The following is a 13,956-nucleotide window of genomic DNA, read 5'->3' on the forward strand; positions in this document are numbered from 1 at the left end:
ATTTTTTGCCAGCAGCATCATGCCCGAGTGCTGGGCCAACTGGGCGATGTTGACGATGGGAATGCCCGCTGCCCGGCGCTGGATGCCCGTGGACAGGAACATGGTCGCAAAGGTGGCCCTTCGGGACTCAAGCAGCTCCGAGGTGATGACGTCCGGGCCGCCTGAGATGAGGGTCAGGTCCACGTCGCGTTCGGCATAGAAGCCTTTCTCCTTGGCCACGTAGAACCCGGCGAACTGGGCCTGCGGGAGCCACTGCAGCACCACGGTCGCGGTCTGTGCGTGAGCGGTCGCGGCGGCAAGCAGGAATGTCAGGACGAGAAGCAGGCGTTTCACTGTCGCACCTCCCCGTCAGGCGACTTGGCGGCAGCCTGACGCCTCGCCAGCCCGGTCTCGGAAAATTCGCGACACCGCTTTTCCCAGATGGCGCCTTCCATCTCGCCCTTCCAGACAAGCTGGGGGTCGAGCTGCGCTATGAGCGTGTCGGAAACGGTGCTGAAGAGCAGATAGCCCGCCTGCTGGAGGCGCTTTGCGGAACGAAGCAGCATGGCCGCTTCCCTGCGGAGTTCTTCCCCGCTGAATTCCGTGGACACGAGGGCCACGTTCTCGAAACGAACACGGGATGCGAGGTAGAGGAAGAGTTCCCTGTCATTCGCGTCGATGTCCGGGGTGGTGGTCAGCCCTCCCAGCCGGTCCTGCCGGATGGTGACCTCGGCCAGCCTGTCGCGCGGGGGGCGAAGCACGCCCCGCAGCTTGGGCAGACCGTTCACGCCCTCGGCGAGGAAGTAGTAATCCAGATAGCCGTTCGCTTCCAGAAAGTATTGCAGCCATCGGGTCTGGCTTTCGTCGTTATCGAGAATCAGCAGGGTGTATTCGGTCCACACGCGGTTGGTGACGGCCTGAAGGAACGCCTCCACCGGGATGTTGCGCAGACCGTGCATGACCGGCACCAGCTCGCGGTGGTAGATGTCGCGCACGTCGATGGTCAGCGTGGTCGGCTCGTACGTGAGGGACGCAAACCGTGAATAGGGCAGCCTGTGCTCTGCGTAGACCTCCGCGCCGAGGGCCATGTCCGGATGGGCGGGAGTGGTCCCCGTCAGCGTGGCCCGATCGGGATGGGCCCGCATCCACGCGAAGACGCCGGCATCGTAGACAAAGACGTTGCCGTATCCTTCGTTGATGGCCGCCTGTGCGGCCTGATAGGCCCGGATGCAGGTGGGGTCGTTGCAGTAGATGACCAGCGGAGCCGTGCCGTCCGGGGCGCGCAGTCTGCCGAGGCGGGAAAGGAAGTCGTCTCCCCACGGCAGCAGCACGGCCTTGTTGATGCTCGCCACCTCGTTTTCGAACCGTGTGCGCACGTCCACGATGATGGCCTCTCGGTATTGCCTCGCGAGATCCTCTGTTTCGATGAAGGGAACGTGCGGGAAAAAGGGGCGCAGGGGAAAGTCGTCCTGCGCCGTGACAATGCCCGGCGCAGCGAGAATGAAGAGCAGCATGGCCGCGAAAACGGCCTTTGTCCGCATAAGTGGCGCGAAGAAACGCATGGCGAAAACACCCCTCTCAACTTAGTGCAATCACTACACGTCTCAATAGCTCTTGTCCACAATCAGCTCAGGCTGGCGAGGAACATGTCGAAGACCGATGCCACCGTCCCGGCCTTTCCGGCAAGGCGATGGTCTCCTTCAATGGCCATCAGGGACGCGCCGTGCAGCCGCGCGAAACGGATGGAGTTGTCAATGGGCACGACGTCGTCCTTCCAGCCGTGGACCACCTGAACGGCGGCGGGCAGGCGGTCGAACATGTGGGTCCCGTATCCGGGCAGATAGAGCGCCGGTGCCACCAGAAAGAGTCCGGCCACGTCCGCGCCCATGGAGGCGACGAGGCTCGCGTACCCGCCCATGCTGGACCCTGCCAGCACCGAGGGCCTGCGGTCGGCGAGCAGGGTTTTCAGCCGCTCCGCTCGTTCGTCCGGGTCCACCGTGTCGGTGTAGTCGAGCACTTCGAATTCGTATCCCCGGGCCTTGGCGGTTTCGGCAAGCATCCGGCTCTTGGTGCCCCAAGGGGTTGCGTCCTTTCCGTGTGACCAGATCACGAGTCGTTTCATGTCAGTCTCCTCGTCGGTTGTACGGGTTACTCGGCGAGCTCATCCAGTGCTTTTTCCAGTTCGGGGAGCAGACGCTTCACGGCGTCAAAGTCGTCTTTGCGGGCAGCCTCGTGCAGCTCGGCCGTGGAGGTGTCGAGGCCGGAAAAGCCGAAGGCGGTCGCCTCGCCGCGCAGCTTGTGAAGATAGTTTCGCAGACAGTCCATCCTGCCCTCGAGAGCGTCCGGTTTGCATTCGGCCAGCTGGCGGCGCATGCTCGCGATGAATTGCGGGGCTATGGCCGCGATCTCCGGCGGGATTTCCGCCTTGGGCGGCGCTGTGGCCGTGTCCTCTTCCCGGCGAACGCACATGCTTCGGATCGCGTCGAGGAGCTGGGTCTTGAGGACGGGTTTGGCCAGATGCATGTCGGCCCCGCTGTCGATGCAGCGGCGGGCTTCCTTGGCCAGCGCGTGCGCGGTCATGGCGAGAATCGGCGTTCTCTCTCGATCGTTTTCCCGCTCGAAGGCCCTGATCCGGCGCATGGCCGTGAAGCCGTCCATGACCGGCATCTGCACGTCCATGATGACCATGTCGAATTCCTTCTCCATGTATGCGTCGAGGCCCTCTTGCCCGTTGACGGTCTTGGTCAGCGTGCAGGGGGTGTCCTTGAGATAGGTCTCCACAACGAAGGTGTTGTACTCGGAGTCTTCCACCAGCAGGATTCGGCAGGCTGGCATGTCCATTTCTATGTCCACAGGGCCGACCGCTTCGAGTTCTACCGTGCTGGCCTCCAGCGGTATGGTGAAGAAGAAGGTGGTGCCTTTGTCCTGGCTGCTTTCCGCCCAGATTTTCCCGCCCATGAGTTCAACGATCTTGCGGCAGATGGAGAGGCCGAGGCCCGTGCCGCCGTACTGGCGGGTAGTGGAGCCGTCCGCCTGCGTGAAAGATTCGAAGATGGTTTCGAGCTTCTGCGCGGGGATGCCTATGCCGGTGTCGCTGATGGACACGAGCATGGTGCTGGCGTTGCGGTCCACGGGTTCGGCCGCGATTTCCACGGAGCCCTTGTGGGTGAACTTGATGGCGTTGTCCAGCAGGTTGGTGAGCACCTGCCCCAGACGGACCGGGTCGCCGCTGATGACCGGAGGCAGTTTGGGTGAGATGTGGGAACTGATGCCGATGCCTTTTTTCAGGGCCTTGTTGTTGGCCTGCGCCACGGCCTGCTCAAAGATGCTTCTGAGCGAGAAGTCGATGCGTTCCAGCTCCATGCGTCCAGACTCCACCCGCGAGAGGTCGAGGATGTCGTCGATGATTGTCAGAAGCGACTCGCCCGCGTTGCGCAGGATCTGGATGTACTGCTGCTGGGTGTCGTCGAGCCCGGTGTCGGAGAGCCCTTCGGCCATGCCGATGATGGCGTTCATGGGCGTTCGTATCTCGTGGCTCATCCCGGCGAGGAATTCGCTTTTGGCCTTGTTGGCCGTCTCGGCCTGAAGGCGGGCCTCACTGGCGTCGAGCAGGGCGTTGTTGAGGGACTCGTTCTTGTTTTCCAGCTCAAGTGTGCGCTCTTTGACCTCCGCCTCAAGCGTGGCGGACTGGTTGCGCAGCTTCACGTTGGCTTCCCGCAGGCTCTCGATGAGCGAGATGAGCGAGAGGCGCATGTCCTCCAGCGCCTGAGCCAGTTCGTCGATTTCGTCCGTGCCGCTGGACTTGATGGGGGTGTTGGTGTTCCCGTCCGCAATGGCGCGCGCCGTGGTCGCCAGCGAGGTCAGGCGCAGGAAGATGTTGCGTCTGGTGAAGAGGAAGCTGGTGAACAGGATTGCCGCCAGAATGAAGAGCGCCAGCACAAGGGATATGAGCGAGTTGACGATGATCTCGTGCCGTATGCTTTCCAGCGTCACCGCGATGCGGAAGGTGCCGATCCATTCGGAAAACTTGCTGATCTCCACACTGCGGGTCAGAAACCCGGAGTCTCTGGTGAAGTCGTGGAAGCTCATGCCCTTGTGCTGCGGGCTGGTTCGCTCGATGATGTTTCGCTCATCGGTGATGACGCTGACATAGACCACGCTGTCATCGAGGAAAAGCGCGTCCACGAAGTCGCGGATCGAGTCGTAGTCCACCTGCCAGACCGAGGTGGTCAGGCTGGTCTTGGCAAGCCTGCTCAGACCTTCGATGCGTGCCTCGAGCTGTTCCTGCAGCCGGATGACGTTGACCGCGACGTAGGTCAGGGAAAAGAGCAGAAGGATGACGCTGACGCTGAGCGTCTGCACCTTGTAGAAGCGCTTGCTCAGCTCCCCGGCTTCAGGGCGCTTCTTGCGGTTGGGCGGCAGGGCGTCGATGAGTTTTCGCAGTAGGTTCGTCATGGTGTGGTGCTGCCGTGGCGATCCGGTGGCAAAGGCGTACCGGAAGGATTGAGCGTCCGACTATTCCTTTTCATCCCTGTCCAGCGGGATGCGAACGTGAATGGGTTCCTTGATGCTGTTGTTGCGTGCGAAGTTTCTGAGCCGTAACAGGCTGACCTCGTTGAATTCCTGTCCTTTTGCCATAAGCAGTACGCCGTCCGGGGTGGTCACGTCCATGGCAAGGAACATGCCCGGCCTGAGGTCATTGAAGGGCAGACTTCTGGGAAGGAACCCTTCTTCAATAAAGATGACATGTTCCAGTGCGTCGAGCAGGTGAGGGTCGTAGCAGCCCTCGTCCTTACGAAGCTTCTCGATGCTGTCTTCCTTGCCGAGGCCGCTTCGTTCCAGTGCGTCGTAATCGTTTGCCAGCCGCAACAGCCGGGCACCGGGAGGTTGCTCCGGGTTTTCGTCCAGCCGGTCGTCCTGCGCCGAGACGATGGCGATGATATCGTTCATGCGCGGGATGTTGGAAAGCAGTCCGCTGGCGATGGCGGAGTGCATGGCCAGCATTTGCTCCTCTTCCGGCGAGAGGGGCTGGTTGGTGAATTTCTTTGTCAGTATGTCCGGGTCTACCGAGACGTAGCCGACCATGGAGAGCATGGAGGCAAGCTCGAAACGCCACGGGTTTTCCAGTCCGGCCTGCTTGGCGGTCTTGATGACCAGATGCTTGATGCGCTCGGCCCGGCCGAAGGCTTCGGGGTTGATGAGCGCGAGGATGTCGGTGAGCAGTTTGACGCTGCCGCGCAGGGTGCCGCGCAGCAGTTCCTTTTCGGCCGTGACGAGTCGGTACTGCTTGAGCCCTGCATCGACAGTCTTGATGAGCGTTTCGGTGTCGCATGGTTTGGTCAGGAAGCGGAAGACGCTCCCTTCGTTCACGGCCGAGATGGCGGAATCCAGATCGGCGTGGCCGGTCAGGATGATGCGCACGGTGTCCGGCGAGTGTTTCTTGACCATGGACAAGAGGTTGATGCCGTCGATCTCCGGCATCTTGAGGTCGCTTACCACCACGCAAAAGGGCCTTCCTTGGTTATCATGGAGAGCGCCTCGCGCGGGCCGTTGGCGAGGTTGAGGTTGAAGCGCCTGCCGAGCTCCGGCGAAAGCTGGCCAGAATGTTCGGTTCGTCGTCGACAAACAGGATGGAGTTACTGCTCATGCTTCTTTACCTCGTTGATTACGTCCTTGCAGACCGCTTCCCAGTCGCCAATCCTGTCGGCATAGCCGCAGGCCTTGAGAAAAGAGAGATCAAGTGGTCGTTCCGCAGCGTTTTGTATGTTCAGGAGCTTGTACTCGAAACAGTCTGCTGCGTGAACTGCGGCGAGCATGGGAAAGCCGTCCTGCTTGTACGCTTCCGGGTGGTTGTGAAAGGCGATGGCCTCGATGACGCACCGATCCACTCCCCAAAGGCCGAGCAGATAGGCGCCCACTTCGCCGTGCGTCGCGTCCAGCAGCCGCTCCTCAACGTCGTGTACCTGTATTCCGCCAGCCTTGGCCGCGCGCAGAATCTCCTCATACTGTTTGGGGACCTGCGTGCTCATGATCAGTTTGCCCATGTCGTGCAGCATCCCGGCAATGGAGCACTGGTCCTTTGCCTGCTGGGATGCGCCTTCTGCTTCGGCAATGGCTTCGCATAGCTTGGAGACCATGAGGCTGTGGCGCATGAAGCCCTCCATGTCGAAGCTCGGGGCGGCGTTTTCGGGCGAATAGGATGAAAACAGGTGGCCGCTGAGCACCAGCCCCTTGACCACTTCGACGCCAAGCAGGCTGACCGCCTGTGCGGGCGTATTGATCTTGCGGAAAAAGCCGAAAAAGGACGAGTTTATCATCTTGAGGATCATGGCGGTCATGCCCACGTCTTCGGCGATGATGTCGCCCACGGCCTCAAGGGATGAGCCGGGCGCGTCTATTTCGTTGACTATCCGGTTATAGAGGTCAGGCATGCTTGGGAGCGTCTCGACACTTGATACCGCAGCTTGATGCGCGGGTTGTTGAGCAGCCTGCGCAGCCTGTAGGCCTCCTTGAGGGTCTGGAGAAGCTGCTCCGAGGAACAGGGCTTGCTCAGAAACTGGTGAGCGGGTTTGACCGACTTCATGACCATGTTCTGTTCTGAGTGGCCGGAAAGAACGATGCGCACCGTTTCCGGACTGAGCTCCTGAACCTTGGTCAGAAGTTCCGCGCCGTCCATGCCGGGCATCCGCATGTCGCTGACAACCAGATCGTATTCCTTTTTCCCGACCAGTTCGAGAGCTTCGGCCCCGCCGGGGGCAAAGTCCATCTCCCATTCGTCCCGAATACTCCTGAGCATGCGGCGCAGGCCGTTCAGAACGTTTTTTTCATCGTCGACGAAAAGAACCCGCTTCATGCGCTCACCTCCCCGCCAGCCTGCGATACGGGCAGGGTTATGCGGAAGGTCGTTCCCTTGCCGACTTCGGTCTCGATGTCGATGCTGCCTGAATGGCGGTCCACCACGGCGCTGTGCACGAGGGCCAGTCCCTGACCGGTCCCGCGGCCCACTTCCTTGGTGGTGAAGAACGGGTTGAAGACTTTCTCCAGATTCTCGGCGGCGATGCCGGAACCGTTGTCCGACACGGCCAGTTCGACAAACCCGTTCAGCTTCTTCGTGCTGATGGTGATGGTGCCCTTTTCCGGGTTCTCCGAACCGAAGACGTCCGTGACCGCGTGTGCCGCGTTGATCAGCAGGTTCAGGATTATCAGGTTCATGTCGGATGGGTCACAGACCACCTGCGGAAGGTCCGGGGCGAGGTCCGTGTGGACCTCGGCCGAATACTTCCACTCGTTTCTTGCAACGATGACGGTGTTTTTCACGGCGGAGTTGATGTCGTAGGGGATCATCTCCTCGTTGCCGGGGTGCGAGAACTGTTTCATGCTGCGGACGATCTCCGCCACCCGGTCGACCCCTTCCAGCGACTGCTCGATGGCTTGGGGAATCTCCTGCGTCAGGAAGGGGTAGTCGCGGTCCTCAATGGTCTCCCGGACCTTGTGCAGCGGCTCGGGGAGCTTGTCGAGGCTCTCGGCCACGGCATCGACCATTGCGAAGAGATCGTTGGCCGCCCCCTTGAGAAAGCGGATGTTGTCTCCAACGTACTGGATGGGCGTGTTGATCTCGTGAGCCACGCCCGAGGCAAGCTGCCCGAGGGATTCGAGCCGTTGGGCGATGGAGAGCTGCTGCTCGAGAACCTTGCGCCTTGAGATGTCGTTGAGGACCATGACCATGCACTGGCGGCCGTGCCGCATGGTGATGAAGGCGTTCTTGCGCACCGGGATGACCAGCCCGTCCTTTCGGGTCAGGCGAACTTCGGTCTCATGCCATTCACGGATGGGTTCCTCCCGACAGCGGCGGCACTCCGAGCACGCCATTCTCGGACAGACCATCTCGGTAAGGGTCGCGCCCACCAGCGTGTTCGCGCTCTCTTCCAGAAGAGCTTCCGCCACCGGGTTGAGGTCCACGATGACGTCGTTCTCCATGTCCACCACGACATAGGCCGCCTCAAGACCCACAAGCATTTCGCGCACGAGGTTGAGGTCCTCCTGCAGCGAGCGGCGGCGGGTCTCGGACTCGGTCTGGTCCACGATAATGCCCACGATGCCCTTCGGCATGTCGGACCGGGGGCCGAAGACCGCCTTGTGGAAGGCGAGGTGAACCATTTTGCCGGAACTGGTCGGCATGCCCTTGGCAAAAGACTGGGTCCGTCGCCTCCCGGTAAGAAGGGCCTGATCGCTGGCTTCGAAGGAGTGTGCGGTCTGCTCGGGCATCAGGGCGTGGACGGTCTTGCCGATGATATCCTCTTGCGTGATGCCGAAAAGATCGGTCAGGGCGCTGTTGCAGCCAAGGAAAACGCCGTGGGCGTCCTTGACGTATACCGGACAGGGAAAATCTTCCAGAAGGCTTTCGGTGACAGCCGAGAAGGGCGCCGCCTCAGGGCAGCCGGTGTCTTCCGCAGGTGCAAACGGCTGGTGTCCGCAGAGGGCTTCGCGCAGGTTGTCGAGTCTGCGGCTGTCGTCCGGATCGAGGGTGCCGCGCTGCTCCTCCTCGGCGATGGTGATGTTCCAGTAGGCCGTGACATCGGTGACACACATGAGGACGCAGGGTGCCCCCTGCAGCATGATGGTGGTGCCCCGGACGCCGCCCGGAAGGTGGTGCCATCGCTGCGGTGCCCGATGCTTTGCACGGAGAAGCCCACGCTGCTGTCAAGGTGGCTGGCGATCTCGGCGCTCAGGTCCTCTCCGTCCCTGCCGAGGATCGAGGAAAGCCCTTTGCCGAGCAGGGAGTCGCGGTCCTGCAGGAATTGCACGCAGGCCGAGTCGTTTGCTTCCACCACCCGCCAGTCCATGTCCAGCGTGATGATGCCGGTTGCCACCGCTTCAATGATGTCGCGGTATTCTTCCTTGCGCTGCTCCAGCGCCATGCGCTGGCGGTGCAACTCCGCGAAAACGCCGACCTTGGCCTTGAGGATGGTAGGGGATATGGGCTTGTAGAGAAAGTCCACCGCGCCCATTTCGTAGGCTTGGCGCACTGCTTCCTCGTCCTGCGACGCGGCGGTGATGAAGATCACGGGGACGAGTGTCGGGGCGAGCTCCTCGCGGATGCGGGTAGCCGCCTCGATGCCGTTCATGCCCGGCATCATGAGGTCCATGAGCACGAGGGAGACTTCGCGGCTGCGGACGACCCGCAGCGCCTCGTCGCCGGAAAAGGCGCTGATGAGGTTGAGATCCATTTCGCGCAGGGCCTTTTCAATGACCGCGTGCGTGAGCTTTTGGTCGTCCACAAGCAGGACGTTCGGGCGCTGGTTCATCGCTGCATCTCCCTAGAATGTCATGAGTTCCGACAGCAGCGCCTCGTACACTGCCCGGGCCTTGTCCGGTTCGGAGTCGATGGTTTGCTCGATGCGCAGAGCCTGTCCGGCATGGTCGGGCAGCCCCATGTTCATGAGGTTGCCCTTGAGCGCGTGCGCGGCGTCCTTGATCCGGGCGGGGTCAGCGCCTTCCGTGAATGCGGCTGTCAGGTCGGTCAGGCTGTCGTCGAGCGTCGCCTCGGCCGCGGCCACCAGCTCCTCCACGTCTTCCGGGCCGAGCTGAAATTCCCTTTCGTAGTAATGCTGCGTCTTGTCTCTAAGCATCTTTGCTCCGGGTGGTGCATGGTTTGCGTGAAAGACTACATGCTCAAGCGATGAGCCGATATGATATTCTTTAATTGAATTCGGTGTGATCTTCGTCCAGCAACCGTTTGAGATCGTTCAGACGATAGGGCTTGGCGAGGTAGGCGTTCATCCCTGCGGCAGCGCACTGTTCCTTGTCTTCCTCCATGGCTTGGGCGGTAAGGGCGATGATTGGCGTGGTAACCCCGGCCTCGCGCATCTCGCGCGTTGCGGTCAGGCCGTCCATGACGGGCATTCGTATGTCCATTAATATATAATCGTACTCTTTTTCCGCAACCTTTTCCAGTGCTTCCTTGCCGTTCGCCGCACAGTCCACTGCGGTGATGCCCATGGCCGCAAGGCTTTTCTGCAGCAGCAGACGGTTCATGTGCATGTCTTCTGCAATGAGGATGCGGAGGTCCCTTTTGGGCGGGGTGGTGGCCGTCATGGTCTTCTCTCCGTCGTTTTTCGGTTCGGTGACGTGCAGGTCCAGGGTGAAGTGGAAACGGCTGCCACGGCCCGGAGTGCTTTGCATTTCGATCTTGCTGCCCATGAGCGCGAGCAGGCGGTTGGCGATTGCCAGCCCAAGCCCGGAGCCGGTCGGGGAGTGGGCGTCCGGGCGACCTTGTGTAAAGGGGAAAAAGATGCGCTCCCTGTCCTCTTCCTCAATGCCGGGGCCAGTGTCTTCAACAATGAACTCAACATGTCGCGTACCGATGGACCACCCGTGTCCGCGGTCGGCAACGGTGAGCGTTACGGCCCCCTTTTCCGTGAATTTCACGGCGTTGCCGAGCAGGTTGACCAGCACCTGTCGCAGGCGTACCGGGTCGGCGATTACCCACTGGGGCGCGTCCTCGAGGTTGAGCTTGACGGTTATTCCCTTTTTTTCCGCGCTGACTGCGTGCATGGCGACCAGCTCACGAGCCATGGCCCTGAGGTCCATGGTCGCGGTGTTCATTTCCATGCGCCCGGCCTCAATGCGCGATATGTCGAGAATGTCGTTGATTATTTCCACAAGGTTGTCGGCCGCGGCAAGGATCATGTTCACGTTTTCCCGCTGCTCGTCGGAGAGGTCCGGGGACCGGGCCAGCAGTTGCGCCATGCCGGAAATGCGTTCATGGGCGTGCGGATTTCGTGGCTGACGTTTGCCAGAAAGCTGCTCTTGGCGTCGTTGGCCTCGCGGGCTTCGCGTGCGGCCTGCTCTCGCTGGCTGAGGAGCGCGTGGAAAGTGAAAAGCGATATGACAAGGGCCAGACAGAAGATGATGCCCAGTGCGGTGGCGGCGTCGATGATGTTCCCGTAAAGGGCTCGCTCGCGTGCCGAGTACACCACGCCGAAGTGTTGTCCGGAAAGCGTTACTGGATAGTAGGCGGAAATGACGTCCGGGCGGTGTTTGGTGTCGAGGGTGTGTTCGATGTAGCCCTTGTAACCGTTGCGGATGGCTCTGGCTATGGTGTCCGCCTCTTCGGAGTCCGGGAAGCGCACGTCTTGGGCGCCGATTGCCCCGGTGGAGCCGAAGATGGTCCTGCCCTCGGCGTCCAGCACCCAGACCCAACGGTCGGGGCCGACGTGGACGCGGCGGATCTGTGTTTCGAAGAGGGCTGCGAGGTCCACGGTGACGATGACCCGGTAGTTGATGTAGCCGTAGTCATCGAAGGAGGGGACAAGGAACTGCGCCTCGCCGCCGTCCCGCATGACGTGTGGGGATGCCGCATCCGAGACGAGGGGGCCGGGATTGCTGTCGCGGGAGATGAGGTAGTGGCCTTCGTCGGTTCTCAGAATGCTCGCCCATCGTCCGTTTGACCCCTGAACCATCATCCTGCGGATGGCGTGCTGGTGGCGCAGGTAGAACCGCTTGATCTTGTCGGTGGCCTCGCGTCGGGCGTTTCCCTGTCCAGGAAACCGTCGAACAGGCCAAGCTTGACGAGGCTTTGCATTTCGTCGGCAAACCGGATCTGCTGCTGCTCGAGGCTGAGCCCGGTGCGTCGTGCCTGTTCAAGCAGCCCTTCCCGCTGATTCTCAAGTGTGTCGGAAACAACCGTCGCGGTCACGATTACCGCCGCGCCGAAGAGCAGCGCGAGGACGATCAGAAGGATGGCGAACGGCTTTCGCATGGTGGCGGTTGTTTTTTTCAAATATGTACCCCCGCCGGATAGTAACGGATTTCCCGGCTCGGGGTCCAGTGCTCTTTATATTACGGCGTCGGCAGGAGGGCTCCATCGGGAGGAGTGTGGGAAAAAGTGATGGCGAACGCCTTTAAAGGCGTTCGCCAAGAAAAAAGTCGCTACCAGCCGAATGCTAGTTGGCTTCAGCGCGCTCGTACGTGTCTGCAGGGCGAGCGTATCCTTCTTCATGTTGCGCGACGGTCAGGGAGAAGCCCATTTCGTCGGCCATGAACTGCAGGGGGCGCAGGTCCTTGGTGACGCGCATGATGTCGAGCAGTGTCTCGGCACCCAGCTTCGCACTGGTGTCGAAGGGGTTGATCTCCCGCATCAGGGTCGAATAGGGCTTGCCGATCCTTTCGGCAATATCCTTGGCCTGAATGCCGCTGTCGAGAATGCAGTCCTGAACCACCTTGGTAACGTTCTTGTTGAACATGGCCCCTCCTGAACGGGTTGCGTTTGCACAAATTCCGCGTTGCGGATGCGCAAATATGAGCAACCTGCGTGCCAAAACGACCTGTGTTGACGGAAGAAGACGTTATTATAAGCGATTGTGGCGTATTATAGAAAGTCTAGATATTAGGCAAAACGTAACAGTCAGGTGACACAGTGTTGCATGTGTTGCGCATTGTGTCGCATAGCGTTGCAAAGTGTCGCGCTGTCGCGTCCATGTGCAAAAAAAAAGCGGGACGGCTGGATGGGCCGTCCCGCGTGAACCGGGAGGATACCCGGTAAATGCCAAATCGGACTGTTTTTGGGGGACAGAATAGGGTTGCGGTCCGGTTCTGTTTCCGTTCGGAGGTGTGTCCGATTATGGCTATGTCGCTTGGGTGTTCATGCGATACTGCGGGAATCGCATACTGATCCTCTCGGATCCCCAGGCAATTCGGTTGACGTAGTGTCCGAAATTTTCAAACGCCCTATCCGCAATCGGCGGGCACGGGCCGGAGGCTGCGAAGCGTATGCTTCGTGCTTTCGGCGAAAATGTTGTCGGTGCCGTAAGGGGTGAGGAGCTTGGTCCTTACGGCACCGACAATATTGCCGTAGATGATCAGGGAAGTCTCTTCGACAGGGAGCTCCCTGATGCTACCGTCGCTAATGCCCATCGACACGCATTCCCGTATGGTGTCGATGATGACCTGAAACTTCTCGGCAACCCTGCTCGCATCCACTCCCGGCTCGATGTGGGAGAAGGGGGAGCAGCGCAACAGGACCGGGAACGTGTTCCTGTGTGCGTTGGTGAAGTCGAAATACGCGGTCATGTAGTTGTTGATCGCGTCCAGTCCGTTCTTCGCCTTGCCGGTTGCCTGCCGCAGGTGCTCGATCAAGCTGTCGACCATGGCCGAGCCCGCCGCGAGAAACAGGTCCTGCTTGTTCCCGAAGTAGTGGGAAACCAAACCGAACGACACGTTGGCACGTGTGGAGACGTCCTTCATTGTCGTCGCAGTATACCCCAGTTGGCCGAAGGCCTCTTGGGCCGCTATCAGTATGGCTTCCTTCTTTGTCATCGTACGAGCCTTTGTCTTGAGTCCGGACAACTTGATTGATTCGTCAATCAATCTGTCTTCGTGATATATTGATCGATCAATCAATGTCAATAGCCAAAATGAAAATTTTACAAAAACCTAGTGAGGCCGTGGGTTCCCACTGGTTGTGAAATGTGTATCAAGCTGAAATGTCTGTCAATAGGCACGCTCCCGTCACTGTCTTCCCGGGGCGTTTTTCTTGAAAACGCCCCGGTTTATTCAGGCATCAGGCCTTGGAAGCGGCCGGGGTCGACCCTCTTCCGAGCAGGCCGGTCACGAGGTAGACAACCGGCGTATCCACGGCCGCGATGAGCATCTTGGCCAGCCACTGGCCGATGATGATCTCGCCCACCGGGAGCACGCCCCAGAAGGCGATGGTCACGAATATTGTCGAGTCCGCGAGCTGCGACACCATGGTCGAGAGATTGTTTCGCAGCCAGAGATGGCGCCCGTTCGTCAGCCTGCGGATGAAGTGAAAGAGCCGTACGTCGCTGTGCTGGCTCACGAAGTACGCGCAGAGCGATGCCGCCACGATGCGCGGCGTGCTGCCGATCACCGAGCCGAAGGCTTCCTGATTCTGCCAGAAGACCGCGCCCGGCCAGTGTACGGCCAGCCACGCCAGCCCGGTGGCCGCGATGAGCG

General features: G+C 60.5%; 15 protein-coding genes and 1 pseudogene. All 16 read right to left on the reverse strand.

Translation table 11 applies throughout. From position 1 onward, the window contains the following. Positions 1-69: 69 nt before the first annotated feature. Positions 70-333 (reverse strand): annotated as a pseudogene (locus JCM12178_RS20475) (ABC transporter substrate-binding protein); the annotation flags it as partial. Beyond that, a complete protein-coding gene (locus JCM12178_RS07755; protein WP_054650246.1) occupies positions 330-1,541 on the reverse strand; it encodes a rhodanese-like domain-containing protein in 1,212 nt (403 codons plus the stop codon). The gene JCM12178_RS07755 and the pseudogene JCM12178_RS20475, both read right to left, overlap by 4 nt. Positions 1,542-1,603: 62 nt before the next feature. Next, positions 1,604-2,101, reverse strand: coding sequence for an alpha/beta fold hydrolase (locus tag JCM12178_RS07760; protein WP_054650248.1), 498 nt, complete (start codon positions 2,099-2,101; stop codon positions 1,604-1,606). A 26-nt stretch (positions 2,102-2,127) separates the two neighbouring features. Then, positions 2,128-4,434, reverse strand: coding sequence for a sensor histidine kinase (locus tag JCM12178_RS07765; protein ID WP_054650250.1), 2,307 nt, complete (start codon positions 4,432-4,434; stop codon positions 2,128-2,130). Positions 4,435-4,494: 60 nt separating this feature from the next. Further along, positions 4,495-5,604, reverse strand: coding sequence for an HD domain-containing phosphohydrolase (locus tag JCM12178_RS07770; protein WP_083465806.1), 1,110 nt, complete (start codon positions 5,602-5,604; stop codon positions 4,495-4,497). Between the two features lie 11 nt (positions 5,605-5,615). Then, the gene (locus JCM12178_RS07775) at positions 5,616-6,410 is read right to left on the reverse strand and encodes an HDOD domain-containing protein (RefSeq protein WP_054650254.1); all 795 of its coding nucleotides are present in this window, start codon (positions 6,408-6,410) and stop codon (positions 5,616-5,618) included. Continuing rightward, positions 6,386-6,832 (reverse strand): response regulator, encoded by a 447-nt coding sequence (locus tag JCM12178_RS07780; protein WP_054650256.1) that lies wholly within the window; start codon positions 6,830-6,832, stop codon positions 6,386-6,388. The genes JCM12178_RS07775 and JCM12178_RS07780 overlap by 25 nt, the downstream gene beginning before the upstream one ends. Then, positions 6,829-8,373 (reverse strand): ATP-binding protein, encoded by a 1,545-nt coding sequence (locus JCM12178_RS07785; protein ID WP_245628670.1) that lies wholly within the window; start codon positions 8,371-8,373, stop codon positions 6,829-6,831. Before JCM12178_RS07785 ends, JCM12178_RS07780 begins: the two co-directional genes overlap by 4 nt. Then, positions 8,301-9,284 (reverse strand): response regulator, encoded by a 984-nt coding sequence (locus JCM12178_RS19555; protein WP_054650260.1) that lies wholly within the window; start codon positions 9,282-9,284, stop codon positions 8,301-8,303. The genes JCM12178_RS07785 and JCM12178_RS19555 overlap by 73 nt, the downstream gene beginning before the upstream one ends. Before the next feature lie 12 nt (positions 9,285-9,296). Then, the gene (locus JCM12178_RS07795; RefSeq protein ID WP_054650262.1) at positions 9,297-9,608 is read right to left on the reverse strand and encodes an Hpt domain-containing protein; all 312 of its coding nucleotides are present in this window, start codon (positions 9,606-9,608) and stop codon (positions 9,297-9,299) included. Between the two features lie 70 nt (positions 9,609-9,678). Then, complete coding sequence (locus JCM12178_RS07800) at positions 9,679-10,728, reverse strand: response regulator (RefSeq protein WP_054650264.1); 1,050 nt, start codon at positions 10,726-10,728, stop codon at positions 9,679-9,681. Next, on the reverse strand, positions 10,671-11,444 hold the full coding sequence (locus JCM12178_RS07805) for a hypothetical protein (RefSeq protein ID WP_157054821.1): 774 nt from the start codon (positions 11,442-11,444) through the stop codon (positions 10,671-10,673). Before JCM12178_RS07805 ends, JCM12178_RS07800 begins: the two co-directional genes overlap by 58 nt. After that, positions 11,441-11,761, reverse strand: a complete 321-nt coding sequence (locus JCM12178_RS07810) for a hypothetical protein (protein ID WP_054650268.1) — start codon at positions 11,759-11,761, stop codon at positions 11,441-11,443. Before JCM12178_RS07810 ends, JCM12178_RS07805 begins: the two co-directional genes overlap by 4 nt. Before the next feature lie 163 nt (positions 11,762-11,924). Next, a complete protein-coding gene (locus JCM12178_RS07815; protein WP_054650270.1) occupies positions 11,925-12,224 on the reverse strand; it encodes a phage regulatory CII family protein in 300 nt (99 codons plus the stop codon). 484 nt (positions 12,225-12,708) lie between these two features. Then, on the reverse strand, positions 12,709-13,296 hold the full coding sequence (locus JCM12178_RS07820; protein WP_054650272.1) for a TetR/AcrR family transcriptional regulator: 588 nt from the start codon (positions 13,294-13,296) through the stop codon (positions 12,709-12,711). A gap of 244 nt (positions 13,297-13,540) precedes the next feature. Further along, a partial coding sequence (locus tag JCM12178_RS07825; protein WP_157054822.1) for a queuosine precursor transporter occupies positions 13,541-13,956 on the reverse strand: 416 nt, incomplete at its 5' end.

Origin of the sequence: Salidesulfovibrio brasiliensis JCM 12178 (assembly GCF_001311825.1) — a bacterium.
GTDB classification, from domain to species: Bacteria; Desulfobacterota; Desulfovibrionia; order Desulfovibrionales; family Desulfovibrionaceae; genus Pseudodesulfovibrio; species Pseudodesulfovibrio brasiliensis.